This is a genomic window from Paenibacillus sp. B46(2026) (assembly GCF_056786355.1).
On sequence record NZ_CM165907.1, the window covers coordinates 900,855 to 914,052 of the forward strand.

A 13,198-nucleotide genomic window follows, 5' to 3' on the forward strand; every position below is an offset into this window, starting at 1 on the left:
AATTGGAAGCGAGAGGGAGTTATCGCCGGAACAATGTGAGGGACTGCTCCAAACCTTGAAAGCGCGTTTTGAGAAAAACTTGAACCGTCATCCAGATATTGAATGGGCCAAGCTGCAAGCGAAGTTTGAAGCTCAACCCGAAAAACTGTGGTTGCTCCATGAAATGGAGAGCACAGGTGGTGAACCGGATGTTGTGGTGTTTGACAGTGAGACAGGTGAATATCTTTTTGTGGATTGTTCCGCAGAAAGTCCTAAAGGTCGCAGAAGTGTCTGCTATGACCGTGAAGCACTGGAGTCCAGGAAAGAAATGACGCCTGCTAATATTAGAAAGCTGGGCGGAGCCATTTTTTGCGATCGTCGTTACGACACGGTGTTTGTCTACCACAATGGAGCAGAATCCTACTATGGCGCAAGAGGATTCCGCGGTGCGTTAAGGGTCTAAACAGTGTAAAAAATAAAAATCGTTCGATTAGATACCTCAGCTCGCATTAACCGGGCTGAGGTATCTTTGTGATGCCGTTTGTCGGTATTCGTTCCATGACAAGCCACGGAAACACGCTGTATAGCGGTAGTTGTCGCTTTTTGATCATCAGCACGTTTGAACGCCTTGGAGTAGGTGTTCCATGCGGTGTCTGCGTTCACGCAGGACGAATAATATTGGATATACATACAGATAATAGGCTCGATTCGACGAAAAGGAGGGGAGCGCACTGGATTTTCATTTCATTTGGAAAGCGGTTGTCATCGTCGTGGGTGGCGTGCTTATTTTGCGATTTGCCGGAAGAAAGTCAATTTCCCAGCTCACCGTTGCTCAGACGGTTTTGATGATCGCGGTAGGTTCATTAATCATTCAACCCGTAGGTGACCGTAACATTTGGATTACGATGTTAATTACGATCTTAATGGTCATCACTCTTATAGGTATTGAGTATATTGTTTTGAAATCGGATGCGCTTGAGACGTTTCTGTACGGAAAATCAAAAATGGTGGTCGAGTATGGAAAAATAAATGAGAGAAATCTAAGGAAATTACGGTTATCGGTAGATATGCTTGAAGTGCGTCTTAGGCAACAGGGCATCCAAAAGATCAGTGATCTGCAATGGGCTACTATAGAACCCAATGGACAATTGGGGTATCTGTTAAAGCCTGAAAAGCAGTATGCGACCAAAGAGGACATTGACAGACTGAGTACGATGTTGCAGGCGAGTATCCCCCAGCTGTCCATTCCTTTGCCAGGTACCGAGGCTACAGGGTCTGGGCAGCTTTTCACGGAAGTCCAAAAGAACCAACATATCGTTGAACCACCTAATCGACTGAAATGAGGATCTGGCATATGGAGGAAATGGGAAAGTACAAGCATATCATTAAGGTTCTAATGGAATGGATATTCTTGGGGGGATTAATTGGTGCTGCCGTGGGTTCAACGACTGCGTTCCTTTTGGAAACCAATGATTATCTGGGGAAGATTAGAGAAGGCAACGGATGGTTGATCGGACTGCTCCCTCTGGGCGGTATTGCATTGGGATATATGTATATGAAATTTGGAAAAACCACGATAAACAACACGTTGCATGACGCAGCCGAGGTGAATAATCTGGTCATCGACGCAGTTCATGGCAAAAAGCAGGTTCTCCGAAGAATGGGACCGATGGTATATTTGGGTACGTTCCTAACTGTTTTTCTGGGTGGTTCTACAGGAAGAGAAAGTGCAGCGATTCAAATGGGAGGAAGTGTTGCGGAAGCTGTAAGTCAATGGTTTAAGTTAAAAAAGGCCGACGCAAAAGTTATTTTGATGAGCGGAATAAGCGCCGGATTTGGTGCAGCCTTTGGAACTCCTATATCAGGCGCTGTGTTTGGGATGGAAATGGCTGCCTTGGGTAAGTTGAAGTTTGAAGCAATCGTTCCTTGTCTTGTAGCCAGCTTCGTCGGTCATTATGTGACGGAAGAGGTTTGGCATATCAAACATGAACAATTTATCATTCACACACTACCTCATCATTCAATGCTTACCTTCGTAAAAATTATACTCTTATCCGTTATTTTCGGTTTATTGAGTGTTTTTTATTGCCAGTTAAGACACGGAATTCAAAAATTCTCAGAGCGCCTATTCAAGAAAAATCATATGAAACGAGCTTTTGTCGGCGGGTTAATCATTGTAGCGTTGACCTTGTTAGCCGGCTCCCAAGATTATAATGGTCGAGGTTTACATATACTTGAGCAATCGTTTAAAGAAGACGTCGCTCCTTATGCTTTTTTGGCTAAGCTGGTATTCACTGCGGTGACGCTTGGAGCCGGATTTGTTGGTGGTGAAGCCATCCCGTTATTTTATATGGGTGCAACATTGGGGAATGCCTTGCACGCTATAATGGGTTTGCCGTTGGCATTCCTCGCTGCTCTAGGTTTGATCGCTGTGTTTTGTGGCGGTGCCAATACCCCTATAGCCGCCTTTCTGTTGTCCATGGAGCTATTCAACGGAAAAGGGATGGAGTATTTTTTTATTGCTTGCATTGTAAGTTACATCGTATCAGGACACCATGGTTTGTGGCCTGCTCAAACGGTGTATGAGCCGAAGAGCCGCCTATATAACGTCACTAATGGGGATACCATTGGCATCATAGAAAAAAGAAAAAAATGATACGGCAGATGCCGTGAGCTAAGTCAATTGAATTTAATGCGATTAGACCAGTCATACAATTTGGATAAGCTGACGCTGTTTAAAAGTGAATGAGAGTGAAGACGAAAGACCCTGACCAAGAAAGAGGACAGGGTCTTTCGTCATATGAATCATCGATCTGTTCTTTGCTGTGATAGAATAGAAATAATTAGTAATTGATAAAAGCAGGGAATCACGAATTGAGTCCAGAAAGCGCTAATACGTGGAAATGGATTGGATTTTAAACCTGCGGAGCATAAGAGGCTGTTTGAATGAGAGCTAGCAAACCAATAGGACCCGTGTAGAATAAAACATAAATTCCAAGAGAAAAAGGAGCGATACACAATGAATATGGAAGAGGTTATGCAGGAGCTTGAAGCGCTGGGTAAAGAACGAACGAAAAAAATATATATCTCCAACGGTGCGCATGAACCGCTGTTTGGCGTGGCAACCGGGGCGATGAAACCAATCGCGAAGCGGATCAAAAAGGATCAACCTTTGGCGGAGCAACTATACGCAACGGGGAATTATGATGCGATGTACTTTGCGGGTGTAATTGCTGATCCCAAAGTGATGACGTCAGCCGATTTCGATCGTTGGATCGATGCCGCTTATTTTTACATGATCTCCGACTACATCGTTGCTGTGACGTTATCCGAGACAGACATTGCGCAAGAGGTCGCCGATGCATGGATTGCAAGTGGGGATGAGCTGAGGATGTCAGCAGGATGGAGCTGTTACTGTTGGTTGCTCGGCAGTCGAAAGGATGCTGAGTTTTCTGAGAATAAACTGATGGAAATGCTCGAACAGGTGAAAAAGACGATTCACGAATCTCCGGAACGAACGAAATATTCGATGAACAACTTCCTGTATACTGTTGCGACATCCTATCAACCGTTGCACGATCAGGCGGTGGAGACAGCCAAGGCTGTGGGACCTGTCGAAGTGAACAAGGACATGCCAAAGAGCAAGCTGCTGAATGCCTCTGAGAATATCCAAAAGGCAGTGGATAAAGGGCGGACGGGCTTTAAGCGTAAATATGTAAGATGCTGAATAGTAATTGCTGTAATAGTATAGAACATCAGGAGATGTAACACATACAGGAGGTGCTCGTATGCATATAGAGAGTGTCTCCCTTTTTGTGTTGTGAATTTCAAGTGTTGGGTAACTGAAATTTAGTAATCGTCAAGCAACAAGATAGTCAACAAATTTTCTGTCGATCCTTTATACTAATAAAGCCAGAAACATATCTAAGGAGTTGCCGAATCCAATATGAATAAAAAAGAAGTCGCGCATATACGCAAGCAGTTTAAGCTGGATCATGATCTACTGAATATTTACGATATTCTCAACGTGTACATTACGAAGGAAACGAATGAGGTCTATCACTGGGAGCGTCACCCGTTCGAACTGGTGGACAGAGAGAAGCAGGAGCTGTACATGGGCAATTTCAAAAAGCTGCTGATGGGTGAATTGGATCAGAAGTTGTTTGAGTTGAAGTTCCAGGAAGCAGCGGAGGACCCGGCTCAGGTACTGCTTCACCAGGCTCTGGTAACAGGTGATCCGGATGAATGGCAGGATCTGATGTTGCTGCTCGTGGATCGAATGTTGGTGGATGCGAAGTATGAGCGGGACATGGTGGCTACGTTCGTGCGTGGACAGTATTATCTGCCGACCAAAGCTAGAAACGAAGCCACGGAAGAGAGCGAGAAGAATGAAGTGTTCGCCCATCCGTTTATCCTTTGCAGTGTGAATTCCACGGAGAAGCAGCGGAAAACGCTCTTGTTTGATTACGTGGAGAGAGAATTCAAATACAACGTTATTGTTGATCCGATTATCAAATTAAGCACGCCAGAGCAAGGGTTCCTGTACCCTAGCGTGACGGACAACTACTCCGATGTGAATCGTGTACTCTATTGCACAGGGAAATCCAATTTCCCGGATCCGCATTTCGTTGAAAATGTATTGAATGGAGAAAGATCTGTAACCGCACTGGAAGAGCGGGCGATCTTCGAAGATATCGTCAAGGAAGTGGCCGGTGAACAGCTCGATTCAGCCACGATTGCACATGTATACGAGGAGATCAACCGAGTCATCGAAATGAACGAAGAGTCCCATGAGGAAGAACCTCCGAAGCTGGATTATAAAGATCTGGAACGTGTACTGACCGCAAGCGGTGTAGAGGATCTGACGACGGAGAAAGTGGAACGTGCATTCGAGACCATCGTCGACAACAAGAATTATGAAATGAAAGCGACCAGCGTTATGCCGAAGTTTACGTCCAAGTCCATCAAGATTGAAACCAAGGTTGCCACGATTACGGTTAGCCCGCAAGATCTGAGGTATGTGAAGCAGGTGAATCATCAAGGCAGACGGTGCATCATGATTGAAGTGGACGAAGATGTCGTGATCGAAGGCTTTACGCTCACTACGGAGACGCTTTGAGTTAAATACGTTCAATCCAAGGACAACTCTGCAATGATGTTTTGCAAAATAACTAGAAGAATGGAACAGACTGCAATCCCTCAGTTGGATTGTGGTCTTTTTTTTGCTTGATAGATAGGTTCCATATGCTACACCCACCCTGTAAATTCCAATATCGACGCTTTTGCAGACTGTGCTTCGGATTGTGCACCTTTGCGCCATACTTTGGGCGATTCTCCCATCAGTTTGGAGAAGCAGCGGTTAAAGCTGGAGATGGATCGGAAGCCAACTTGCTCAGAGATGGACAGAATGGAGGCTTCCGTGCTTTTTAATCGCTTGCATGCCTCTTCAATCCGGGTGCTGTTCAGAAAATCAAGCGGTGTGGTTCCCATAATTTCATGGAACTTGCGGCGAAAATGCGTTGTACTCAGATGACACAGATCAGCGAGGTAATCGATGGTCACAGGCAGCATATAATTTTTGGTGATAAACTCCAGCACCGGTGAGATGACCAAGTCACCTTGGAGGTCACGTTCCTGATCCTGCGCTGACCAGCTCTCGTTGCTCGCATGAATTCGAAGCAGTTCGATATATAGAGACATCAACAAGCCGTACGCGCTCTCCCGATAATAGGGGGACTGCTGCTTTATCTCTTCTACCACTAATGTTGCGAGCATGTGAATTTTGGGATACTGTTCCTTATTCAGAATGCAATTGGTTCCTTGAATCGCCCATAAATTCGGTTCAATGTGACTTTGGGCTGTTTTGAGCGAATGACGGAAGAGCTCTTCCGGTGAAAAAAAGATATAAGCCCACAGGCTGGCGTTATTAGGTGAACTGTATGTGGTATGCGGAAGATAGCGGGGAATGAACGTAATGTCGCCTGCCCTAAAAGGTACAGATTCCCCCTTAATCTCCATGACTCCCCCATCTGAATAACAGATGCCGATCTCCATGTGGTTATGGAAATGAAGATGCTCACTCTTGATATCGGATATTCTCCAGCGGTCTCCATTGAGTAACAGGACAGGGAAATCAATGGGCAGGCTATAGTGACGATATTCAATGACAGGTTTTTTCGGTTTGGGCATTTTCGAGGACTCCTATGTATAAATGATTGAAATTGCGCACTTTTGTTGTGAATATGCTTAGATTAAGACTATTTTACTGCGTACAATGGAATAAGTAAAGCGTTTACAAAAATGGACGAACACCTCTCAGGGCGCACTTGGGGGCGTGTGCGCAGGGAGAGGGGAATAACAATGCTTCAAGTGAAATATGACAGGGAACAGATTCTAAACGTAATCGAGAACGTTACCAAGAAAACACTGGATATGGATCTGACATGGGATTGGCCCGGCGGTGTGGCTTATTATGGCGTATCCAGAGCCTATCAGACGACAGGCAACCAAGAGATTCTGGACAGGCTGGTGAAGTGGGCAGACGAATATATCGAGCTGGGTCTGCCAAGTTGGACGGTAAATACTTGTGCCATGGGCCATGTGCTCATCACTTTATATGAAGAAACCGGGGATCAGAAATATTGGGATATTGTCCTTAGCAAGGTCGATTATCTCCAGAATCATGCGCTTCGCTTTGGAGACCATGTGCTTCAGCATACAGTATCCGTTTCCAATGATTTTCCGGAACAGGCTTGGGCGGATACCTTGTTTATGGCGGCATTTTTCCTGCTCCGCGTAGGTAGCAAATTAAAAGATGAGGCCATGATTCAGGATGCGCTGAATCAGTATTACTGGCATATCAAATACCTTCAGGATCCGAGCAGCAGTCTGTGGTATCACGGTTATAACAATATCAACAAGGACCACATGTCCGGATTTTACTGGGGAAGAGCGAACGCTTGGGGAGCTTATACGATGTCTCAAGTGAAACCGCAATTGAACGACTGGTACTTGTATCCGCAGTGTATGGATGTAGAATGTGCACTTCGCGATCAATTGGCGGCTCTCAAGCTGGTGCAGACCGAGAACGGCTTGTGGCGTACGGTTTTGGATGACGAAGATTCGTATGAAGAGGTATCGGCTTCCGCGGGTATTGCAGCAGCCATGATCAATAATGGCAATCCACTGCATACCAAATACGTGCAAAAGGCATTGGAAGGCATCCTGAACAACATTAGCGAAGATGGACGCGTGCTTGGTGTATCTGGTGGTACAGCAGTGATGAAGGATCGGGATGGCTATCGCAATATTCCAAAAGACTGGATTCAGGGCTGGGGTCAGGGCCTGGCACTCGCTTTTCTGTCCGATATGTTGAGATAGGGAGGGAACCAAAATGTCCAAACCAACCAAAGGCTCCTTTACACTACCGGGAGAATCCGGTTATGAGGCACTGACGCTGGAACTTGCCGATCGCTGGGGTGCCGATGTGATTCGAGACAGTGACGGTACAAAATTGTCTGATGAGATTATCAATGCCGGATACGGCATCTATTCAACCATCTGCATTATTCGGGATCATAATGAGTGGGCATCCCGTAATCTGGATAAGTTGCAGCAATGTTTTCTCATTACGAATCCGAAGGTGGCTGTGCAAGATTATGTATCCATCTATCTGATGGAGGACTTCTTCGCTGATCAATTCAGGGTGAATGATTCCAAAGAAGCGTTTAAATATTGGCAAGTTTATGATCGAACGACTGGGGAAGAAGTTCCTAGAGGACAGTGGAATTATGAAAGGGAATCTGGCAACGTTGTCATTACAGGCGTTGCTCCTTGGCATAAATACACGGTGAGTTTTATGGTTTATCGGATATGGGAAGAGATTTCCATGTACAATCATACAACGAATAATTGGGAAAAAGAGCATCTGATGCAGATTGACCCGATCTATACAGAAACGCAAACGTATCTCCTGGACTGGATGGAAAAGTGGTGCCAAAACCATCCGGAAACCACGGTTGTGCGATTCACCTCCCTATTTTATAATTTCGCCTGGATCTGGGGCAGTGATGAGCGGAATCGCCATCTGTTCTCGGACTGGGGTTCATATGATTTCACGGTAAGTTCGAGAGCGCTGGATCTGTTTGCTCAGAAATATGGATACTCGCTCTCTGCCGAAGACTTTGTGAATGGCGGTAAATATCAGGTCACTCATATGCCTGCGGATCAGCGCAAACTGGACTGGATGGCATTTATCAATGATTTTGTGATTGAATTCGGTAAAAAGTTGATTGATATTGTGCACAAACATGACAAGCTGGCGTATGTCTTCTATGATGACAGCTGGGTAGGCATGGAGCCTTACAATGATCGCTTTCAGGAGTTTGGATTCGACGGCATGATCAAATGTGTGTTCTCCGGTTATGAGGCAAGAATGTGCTCAGGCGTTAAGGTGGATACCCATGAGATTCGATTGCACCCCTACTTGTTCCCGGTTGGCTTAGGCGGGCTTCCTACCTTCAAGGAGGGCGGAGATCCTACCCTGGATGCGAAGAAATATTGGATTAATATCCGGCGTGCACTGCTGCGTGAGTCGATTGACCGGATTGGACTGGGTGGATACTTGCATCTGGTTGAGCCTTACCCGGACTTTGTGGATTACATCGAGAAGATCGCTCATGAATTCAGGGGAATGAAAGAGCTGCATCAGGCTGGAAAACCATATCAAATCAAGACGAAGGTTGCCGTTCTGCATAGCTGGGGCAAGTTAAGATCGTGGACCTTGTCCGGTCATTTTCATGAAACGCATATGCATGATCTGATTCATGTGAATGAGGCATTAGCCGGGTTGCCTGTTGACGTGCAGTTTATTGATTTTGATGATATTCGTCAGGGCGCATTGAAGGATGTAGATGTCGTCATCAATGCCGGCTCTGCCGGTTCAGCATGGAGCGGTGGAGAGCACTGGAGTGACCACAAGTCTGTGGACTTATTGACCCAATGGGTGTATGAGGGTGGTACCTTTATTGGCATTAACCAGCCTTCGGCAATGGACGGGTACGACAGCTATTTTAGAATGGCGCATGTGCTTGGGGTAGATGAGGATACAGGTGCAAGAGTTGTTCATGGAAGATGGTCGTATGAGGCCCACGATGAACACGGCCTGGTGCCAGCAGAGGCTAATATATCGTTAAAAGGTAAAGGTAGCATATATCTCACGGATGGGACAGCTAAGGTATTGCACGAGACAGATGGCAACATCACGTTGTCCACACATGCCTTCGGAAAAGGCCAAGGAATTTACCTCTCTTCGTTCGAATTTAACTGGGAAAATACCCGATTGCTGCAAAATCTAATTCGTTTTGCCGGGAATGAAGTGGGTGACGCGAAGTATATTCCGGATAACTTGTATACCGAGTGTGCCTACTACCCTGAGAGCAACATATTGGTTGTGATCAATAATAGCGATCAGGTTCAATCCACGACGATTGATACGGAGCATGGTAAACAAACCCTTGAACTAGATCCGTATGATACGGTGATTACCAAGATTGGAGATTTGAAATTGGTATAGGACTGACAGAGTGACTATCATTATTGTATTTAAAATAAGCCCAGGTCTGCGGCGGTATAGCCGAGGCGTGGGCTTATTGCTGCCACGAGTGTCGATGTCGCTTCCCTCCGACATCATTTCATTTTGAGATGATGTTAATGATTTTGCGCTTGGCATCCTTGGCTTCAGGAATCGGATAAAGTACGAAGACATGATTCATTTTGGGATAAACGAAAGTATTATGCTCAATGCCTTGGTCCGTAAGCTTTTTATCAAGCTCCATATTGTCAGGAAATAAGCCTTCATGGGTTCCGATGAAGATGCTAACCTTGCCAAGCCCTTCGAAATCCCCGTAGATTGGACTAATCAGCGGGTCATTCAGTTGTTTATCGGCTGCCCAGATCCGCCGAATCACATCATATCCTTCCACAGCCAACATGGGATCTCTGGTCTCATAGTCGAAGATCACCGGGTTATCCAGCACCATATCCACACATGGAGATAGCAAAATAATATCTTTGGGCTGAGGAAGAGAATGCATCTTTAGGTAATGTGCAAGACCTAGCGAGATATTTCCTCCTGCTGAATCTCCCATAAAGGTTAGCTGTGCGGGACTGTGTATCGAAGCAATGATATTGCGGTACAGATTCAGAAGTTTGGGATACGTGTGCTGATAGTTGAAGTGAGGCAATTTGGGATAGATGGGGGCAATTACTTTGGCATTCAGCGCTTGCGCCAGATGATCCATGAACTTCCAATGGAAGGATAGCGGTTGATGCGTATGGGCACCTCCATGAATATATAGAATCACCCGTTGTTCAGGGGAACTCTGGTCATTTAAAGTAAACACCTGCATGTCCTCATAGGAACGCTCAATAATAGAAGAAGATAGTTTAACTTTACCTAACTGATAGGGTTTAATATTCTCAACGCCCATGTGCTCCAAATGCTTATGTGTATTTTCCCGTGTGGATAAATTTTTCTTGGTATCTAATGTTCCGATATATTTTTCTAATAAATAGCTCGTTAAAGAGCGTCTTTTATTATAAATTTGTATGCTCATTTAAGGTTCGTCCTCTCATCATTGAAGTATGATATGTATAGTATAAAGGTTGAAGTATACTTCAAGGTCAAGGCTGGTATACAGCAGGCACCAATCGTTAAGGCATAGAATGAAATTTTTGATCACATCTATGTTATGATCTTTATATATTCAAAAGTTTGAATAAAGGGGTATAACGTATGAATCAGAGCATACAACAGTTTAAAGCGGATTTTTTCAAAGCCTTGGCTCACCCCATGCGGATTCAGATTCTGGAGCTGCTGAGTGAAGGGGCAAAGAACGTCAACGAGTTACAAAGTATCCTGGGGTCAGAAGGCTCCGCCGTTTCACAACAATTAGCTGTATTACGCAGCAAAAATGTTGTGCAGGGACTGAAAGAAGGGACTACGGTCATATACTCTCTGCGGGACCCTTTGATTAAAGACTTGCTGGAGGTTGCCAAACAGATCTTTGACAATCATCTGGTCGATGCCATTTCCATGTTGGAAGATATCCGAAAAGAAACATAAACATGCTAAACAAGAAGAACCGGAAATAAGTTCAGGTAACTTCTTGTTTTTTTGCATGTAATCAACGTCTCAGGTGTGAGCATTACGATTGACAGAGGGCTCGCAGGGGCGTAATCTTTTTGTTATATTCAAATATTCAAATATATAAAGAAAAGAAGGTTAAGTCAGATGAAATGGTCGGGGAGATATGCAGGATATAACGTAGCTGCTTTTCGTAAGGATCTATTATCGGGGCTAATTGTAGGTATCATTGCGATTCCACTCGGTATGGCGTTTGCTATCGCATCCGGCGTCAAACCGGAGTATGGCTTGTACACAACGGTGATCGCTGGGATTCTCATTTCCTTGCTGGGTGGATCGAAGTTCCAGATTGGTGGGCCGACGGGGGCATTCATTCCGATCCTATTCGCCATTGTGATGCAGTATGGATATGAGAATTTACTGATTGCCGGAATCATGGCCGGATTGATGCTTGTATGTATGGGGCTGTTTAAACTTGGGGCGTTAATCAAGTTTATCCCGCGACCTGTGACCATTGGTTTTACGGCGGGTATCGCCGTGATTATTTTCAGTGGGCAGATTGCTAATTTTCTGGGACTACGCGGGATTGAAAAACATGAAGATTTTTGGTCTAATATGAAAGAAATCGGGATGCATATCTCAACTATTAATATATATAGTTTGCTGACAGCAGGCAGTTGTCTGGCTGTTATTCTGCTTGTGCCGAGGTTTGCGCCGAAGGTGCCTGCGTCACTGGTGGGTTTGGTTCTATCGACAGTTGTTGCAGCTTTGTTTTTTGAAGGGCAGGTGGCGACGATCGGATCGTCCTTTGGCGCGATACCAAGCTCCTTGCCTCAGTTTCAGGTGCCTGAGATCACTTGGGAGCGAATTGTAAGCTTGTTGCAACCGGCTTTTGTTATCGCCATGTTGGGCGGAATCGAATCGTTGCTGTCTGCTGTTGTGGCCGATGGTATGACTGGAAGTCGCCATAACAGTAATCGGGAGCTTATTGGGCAGGGGATTGCCAATATGGTGACACCGTTATTTGGTGGTATTCCTGCAACAGGAGCGATTGCGCGTACGGCTACGAATATTAAATCCGGAGCTGTATCACCATTGTCGGGGATTATTCATGGCATCGTGGTTCTACTGGTACTTGTTCTGTTCGCACCGTATGCTTCCCATATTCCACTTGCCAGTATGGCTCCAGTCCTGATGATGGTTGCCTGGAATATGAGTGAACGGAGATCGTTCATATATGTTATGAAAACCAAAACGAGCGACTCGCTTGTTCTGATCACCACCTTTTTACTCACCGTATTCACGAGTTTAACGACAGCTGTAGAGGTTGGGTTGGTAATGGCTGTCCTTTTATTTGTTAAGCGGATGAGTGAGATATTGAAGGTTGCCAAAGTGCTGCCCGATCCCAATCATAAACATGAGAAAGTCATGGCGCATATGGTTCGGGAAGGACATGATTGTCCGCAAATAAGTCTGTATACGATTGAAGGGCCGTTATTCTTTGGTGCAGCGGATAGGTTTGAGGAGTCGGTCATGGATTCGATTCATCGGCGACCAGGCACTCTGCTGTTGCGCATGGGCAAGGTGCCCTTTATGGATACGACAGGTGAGTCCAATCTGGCCCATGTTGTCAAACACATGGAGAGATCTGGGGGTATGGTTTTACTTTCAGGCATTCAGACGCAACCTCTGGAGATGCTGAAGAGAACGGGATTGGTTGAAAAAATCGGTACGGATCATATGTTTGAGCACACGGGTGAAGCTATCCATTTTGCATTAAAGCATCTGGATGATCAGAAATGTATGGGGTGCAAACATTTTGCCTTTCGTGAATGTACTGCATTGTCGAGCGCTGGTACCGGCCCAGAGCGTAATAACCTGCTGAAATCTGGAAAGCGGGCCGATGCAAATAACCCTATATAATCCCACTGATTAGAGATGGAACTATAGGAGTCTAAAGAGTATTTACTCGTCAAAATATATATTCTGGAAAATAAATGAAAAATATACTATGTTATAGGTTGATAGGTGAAAGGATTACATCGTTCATTAGAAGAGAAATAAGCATATTAA

Annotated in this window: 11 protein-coding genes; 9 read left to right on the forward strand and 2 right to left on the reverse strand. The window is 45.2% G+C overall.

Annotation, left to right across the window (positions count from 1 at the left end; all coding sequences use genetic code 11):
- Position 1 precedes the first annotated feature (1 nt).
- The 5 genes from AC1S8V_RS04210 (at position 2) to AC1S8V_RS04230 (ending at position 5,098) form a co-directional block, all read left to right on the forward strand.
- The gene (locus tag AC1S8V_RS04210) at positions 2 to 442 is read left to right on the forward strand and encodes a DUF4256 domain-containing protein (RefSeq protein WP_482074381.1); all 441 of its coding nucleotides are present in this window, start codon (positions 2 to 4) and stop codon (positions 440 to 442) included.
- A 268-nt stretch (positions 443 to 710) separates the two neighbouring features.
- Positions 711 to 1,322 (forward strand): DUF421 domain-containing protein, encoded by a 612-nt coding sequence (locus AC1S8V_RS04215; protein WP_482074382.1) that lies wholly within the window; start codon positions 711 to 713, stop codon positions 1,320 to 1,322.
- Positions 1,323 to 1,333: 11 nt separating this feature from the next.
- On the forward strand, positions 1,334 to 2,635 hold the full coding sequence (locus AC1S8V_RS04220) for a voltage-gated chloride channel family protein (RefSeq protein WP_482072558.1): 1,302 nt from the start codon (positions 1,334 to 1,336) through the stop codon (positions 2,633 to 2,635).
- A gap of 363 nt (positions 2,636 to 2,998) precedes the next feature.
- The gene (locus AC1S8V_RS04225; protein ID WP_482072559.1) at positions 2,999 to 3,706 is read left to right on the forward strand and encodes a DNA alkylation repair protein; all 708 of its coding nucleotides are present in this window, start codon (positions 2,999 to 3,001) and stop codon (positions 3,704 to 3,706) included.
- Between the two features lie 219 nt (positions 3,707 to 3,925).
- Complete coding sequence (locus tag AC1S8V_RS04230) at positions 3,926 to 5,098, forward strand: DUF4317 domain-containing protein (protein WP_482072560.1); 1,173 nt, start codon at positions 3,926 to 3,928, stop codon at positions 5,096 to 5,098.
- A 128-nt stretch (positions 5,099 to 5,226) separates the two neighbouring features.
- On the opposite strand, the gene AC1S8V_RS04235 is transcribed toward AC1S8V_RS04230, so the two are convergent.
- Positions 5,227 to 6,168 carry a helix-turn-helix domain-containing protein gene (locus tag AC1S8V_RS04235; protein ID WP_482072561.1) on the reverse strand — a complete coding sequence of 314 codons (942 nt, stop codon included), beginning with the start codon at positions 6,166 to 6,168 and terminating at the stop codon, positions 5,227 to 5,229.
- A gap of 171 nt (positions 6,169 to 6,339) precedes the next feature.
- Between AC1S8V_RS04235 and AC1S8V_RS04240 the strand changes: the two genes are divergently transcribed.
- Together AC1S8V_RS04240 and gnpA are read left to right on the forward strand one after the other, a co-directional pair.
- Complete coding sequence (locus AC1S8V_RS04240; RefSeq protein WP_482072562.1) at positions 6,340 to 7,359, forward strand: glycoside hydrolase family 88/105 protein; 1,020 nt, start codon at positions 6,340 to 6,342, stop codon at positions 7,357 to 7,359.
- A 13-nt stretch (positions 7,360 to 7,372) separates the two neighbouring features.
- A complete protein-coding gene (gene gnpA, locus AC1S8V_RS04245) occupies positions 7,373 to 9,553 on the forward strand; it encodes a 1,3-beta-galactosyl-N-acetylhexosamine phosphorylase (protein WP_482072563.1) in 2,181 nt (726 codons plus the stop codon).
- A 118-nt stretch (positions 9,554 to 9,671) separates the two neighbouring features.
- On the opposite strand, the gene AC1S8V_RS04250 is transcribed toward gnpA, so the two are convergent.
- Positions 9,672 to 10,595 (reverse strand): alpha/beta hydrolase fold domain-containing protein, encoded by a 924-nt coding sequence (locus AC1S8V_RS04250; protein ID WP_482072564.1) that lies wholly within the window; start codon positions 10,593 to 10,595, stop codon positions 9,672 to 9,674.
- Between the two features lie 179 nt (positions 10,596 to 10,774).
- Here AC1S8V_RS04250 and AC1S8V_RS04255 point away from each other — a divergent pair, with 179 nt between their 5' ends.
- Positions 10,775 to 11,104 carry an ArsR/SmtB family transcription factor gene (locus AC1S8V_RS04255; protein ID WP_062836296.1) on the forward strand — a complete coding sequence of 110 codons (330 nt, stop codon included), beginning with the start codon at positions 10,775 to 10,777 and terminating at the stop codon, positions 11,102 to 11,104.
- Between the two features lie 168 nt (positions 11,105 to 11,272).
- Positions 11,273 to 13,048 carry a SulP family inorganic anion transporter gene (locus AC1S8V_RS04260; RefSeq protein WP_482072565.1) on the forward strand — a complete coding sequence of 592 codons (1,776 nt, stop codon included), beginning with the start codon at positions 11,273 to 11,275 and terminating at the stop codon, positions 13,046 to 13,048.
- Positions 13,049 to 13,198 lie beyond the last annotated feature (150 nt).

Excerpts from the sequence above, each read along its gene's own strand:
- AC1S8V_RS04220 (WP_482072558.1), top strand. The coding sequence starts at position 1,334 with ATGGAGGAAATGGGAAAGTACAAGCATATCATTAAGGTTCTAATGGAA.
- AC1S8V_RS04225 (WP_482072559.1), top strand. The coding sequence starts at position 2,999 with ATGAATATGGAAGAGGTTATGCAGGAGCTTGAAGCGCTGGGTAAAGAA.
- AC1S8V_RS04230 (WP_482072560.1), top strand. The coding sequence starts at position 3,926 with ATGAATAAAAAAGAAGTCGCGCATATACGCAAGCAGTTTAAGCTGGAT.
- AC1S8V_RS04235 (WP_482072561.1), bottom strand. The coding sequence starts at position 6,168 with ATGCCCAAACCGAAAAAACCTGTCATTGAATATCGTCACTATAGCCTG.
- AC1S8V_RS04240 (WP_482072562.1), top strand. The coding sequence starts at position 6,340 with ATGCTTCAAGTGAAATATGACAGGGAACAGATTCTAAACGTAATCGAG.
- gnpA (WP_482072563.1), top strand. The coding sequence starts at position 7,373 with ATGTCCAAACCAACCAAAGGCTCCTTTACACTACCGGGAGAATCCGGT.
- AC1S8V_RS04250 (WP_482072564.1), bottom strand. The coding sequence starts at position 10,595 with ATGAGCATACAAATTTATAATAAAAGACGCTCTTTAACGAGCTATTTA.
- AC1S8V_RS04255 (WP_062836296.1), top strand. The coding sequence starts at position 10,775 with ATGAATCAGAGCATACAACAGTTTAAAGCGGATTTTTTCAAAGCCTTG.
- AC1S8V_RS04260 (WP_482072565.1), top strand. The coding sequence starts at position 11,273 with ATGAAATGGTCGGGGAGATATGCAGGATATAACGTAGCTGCTTTTCGT.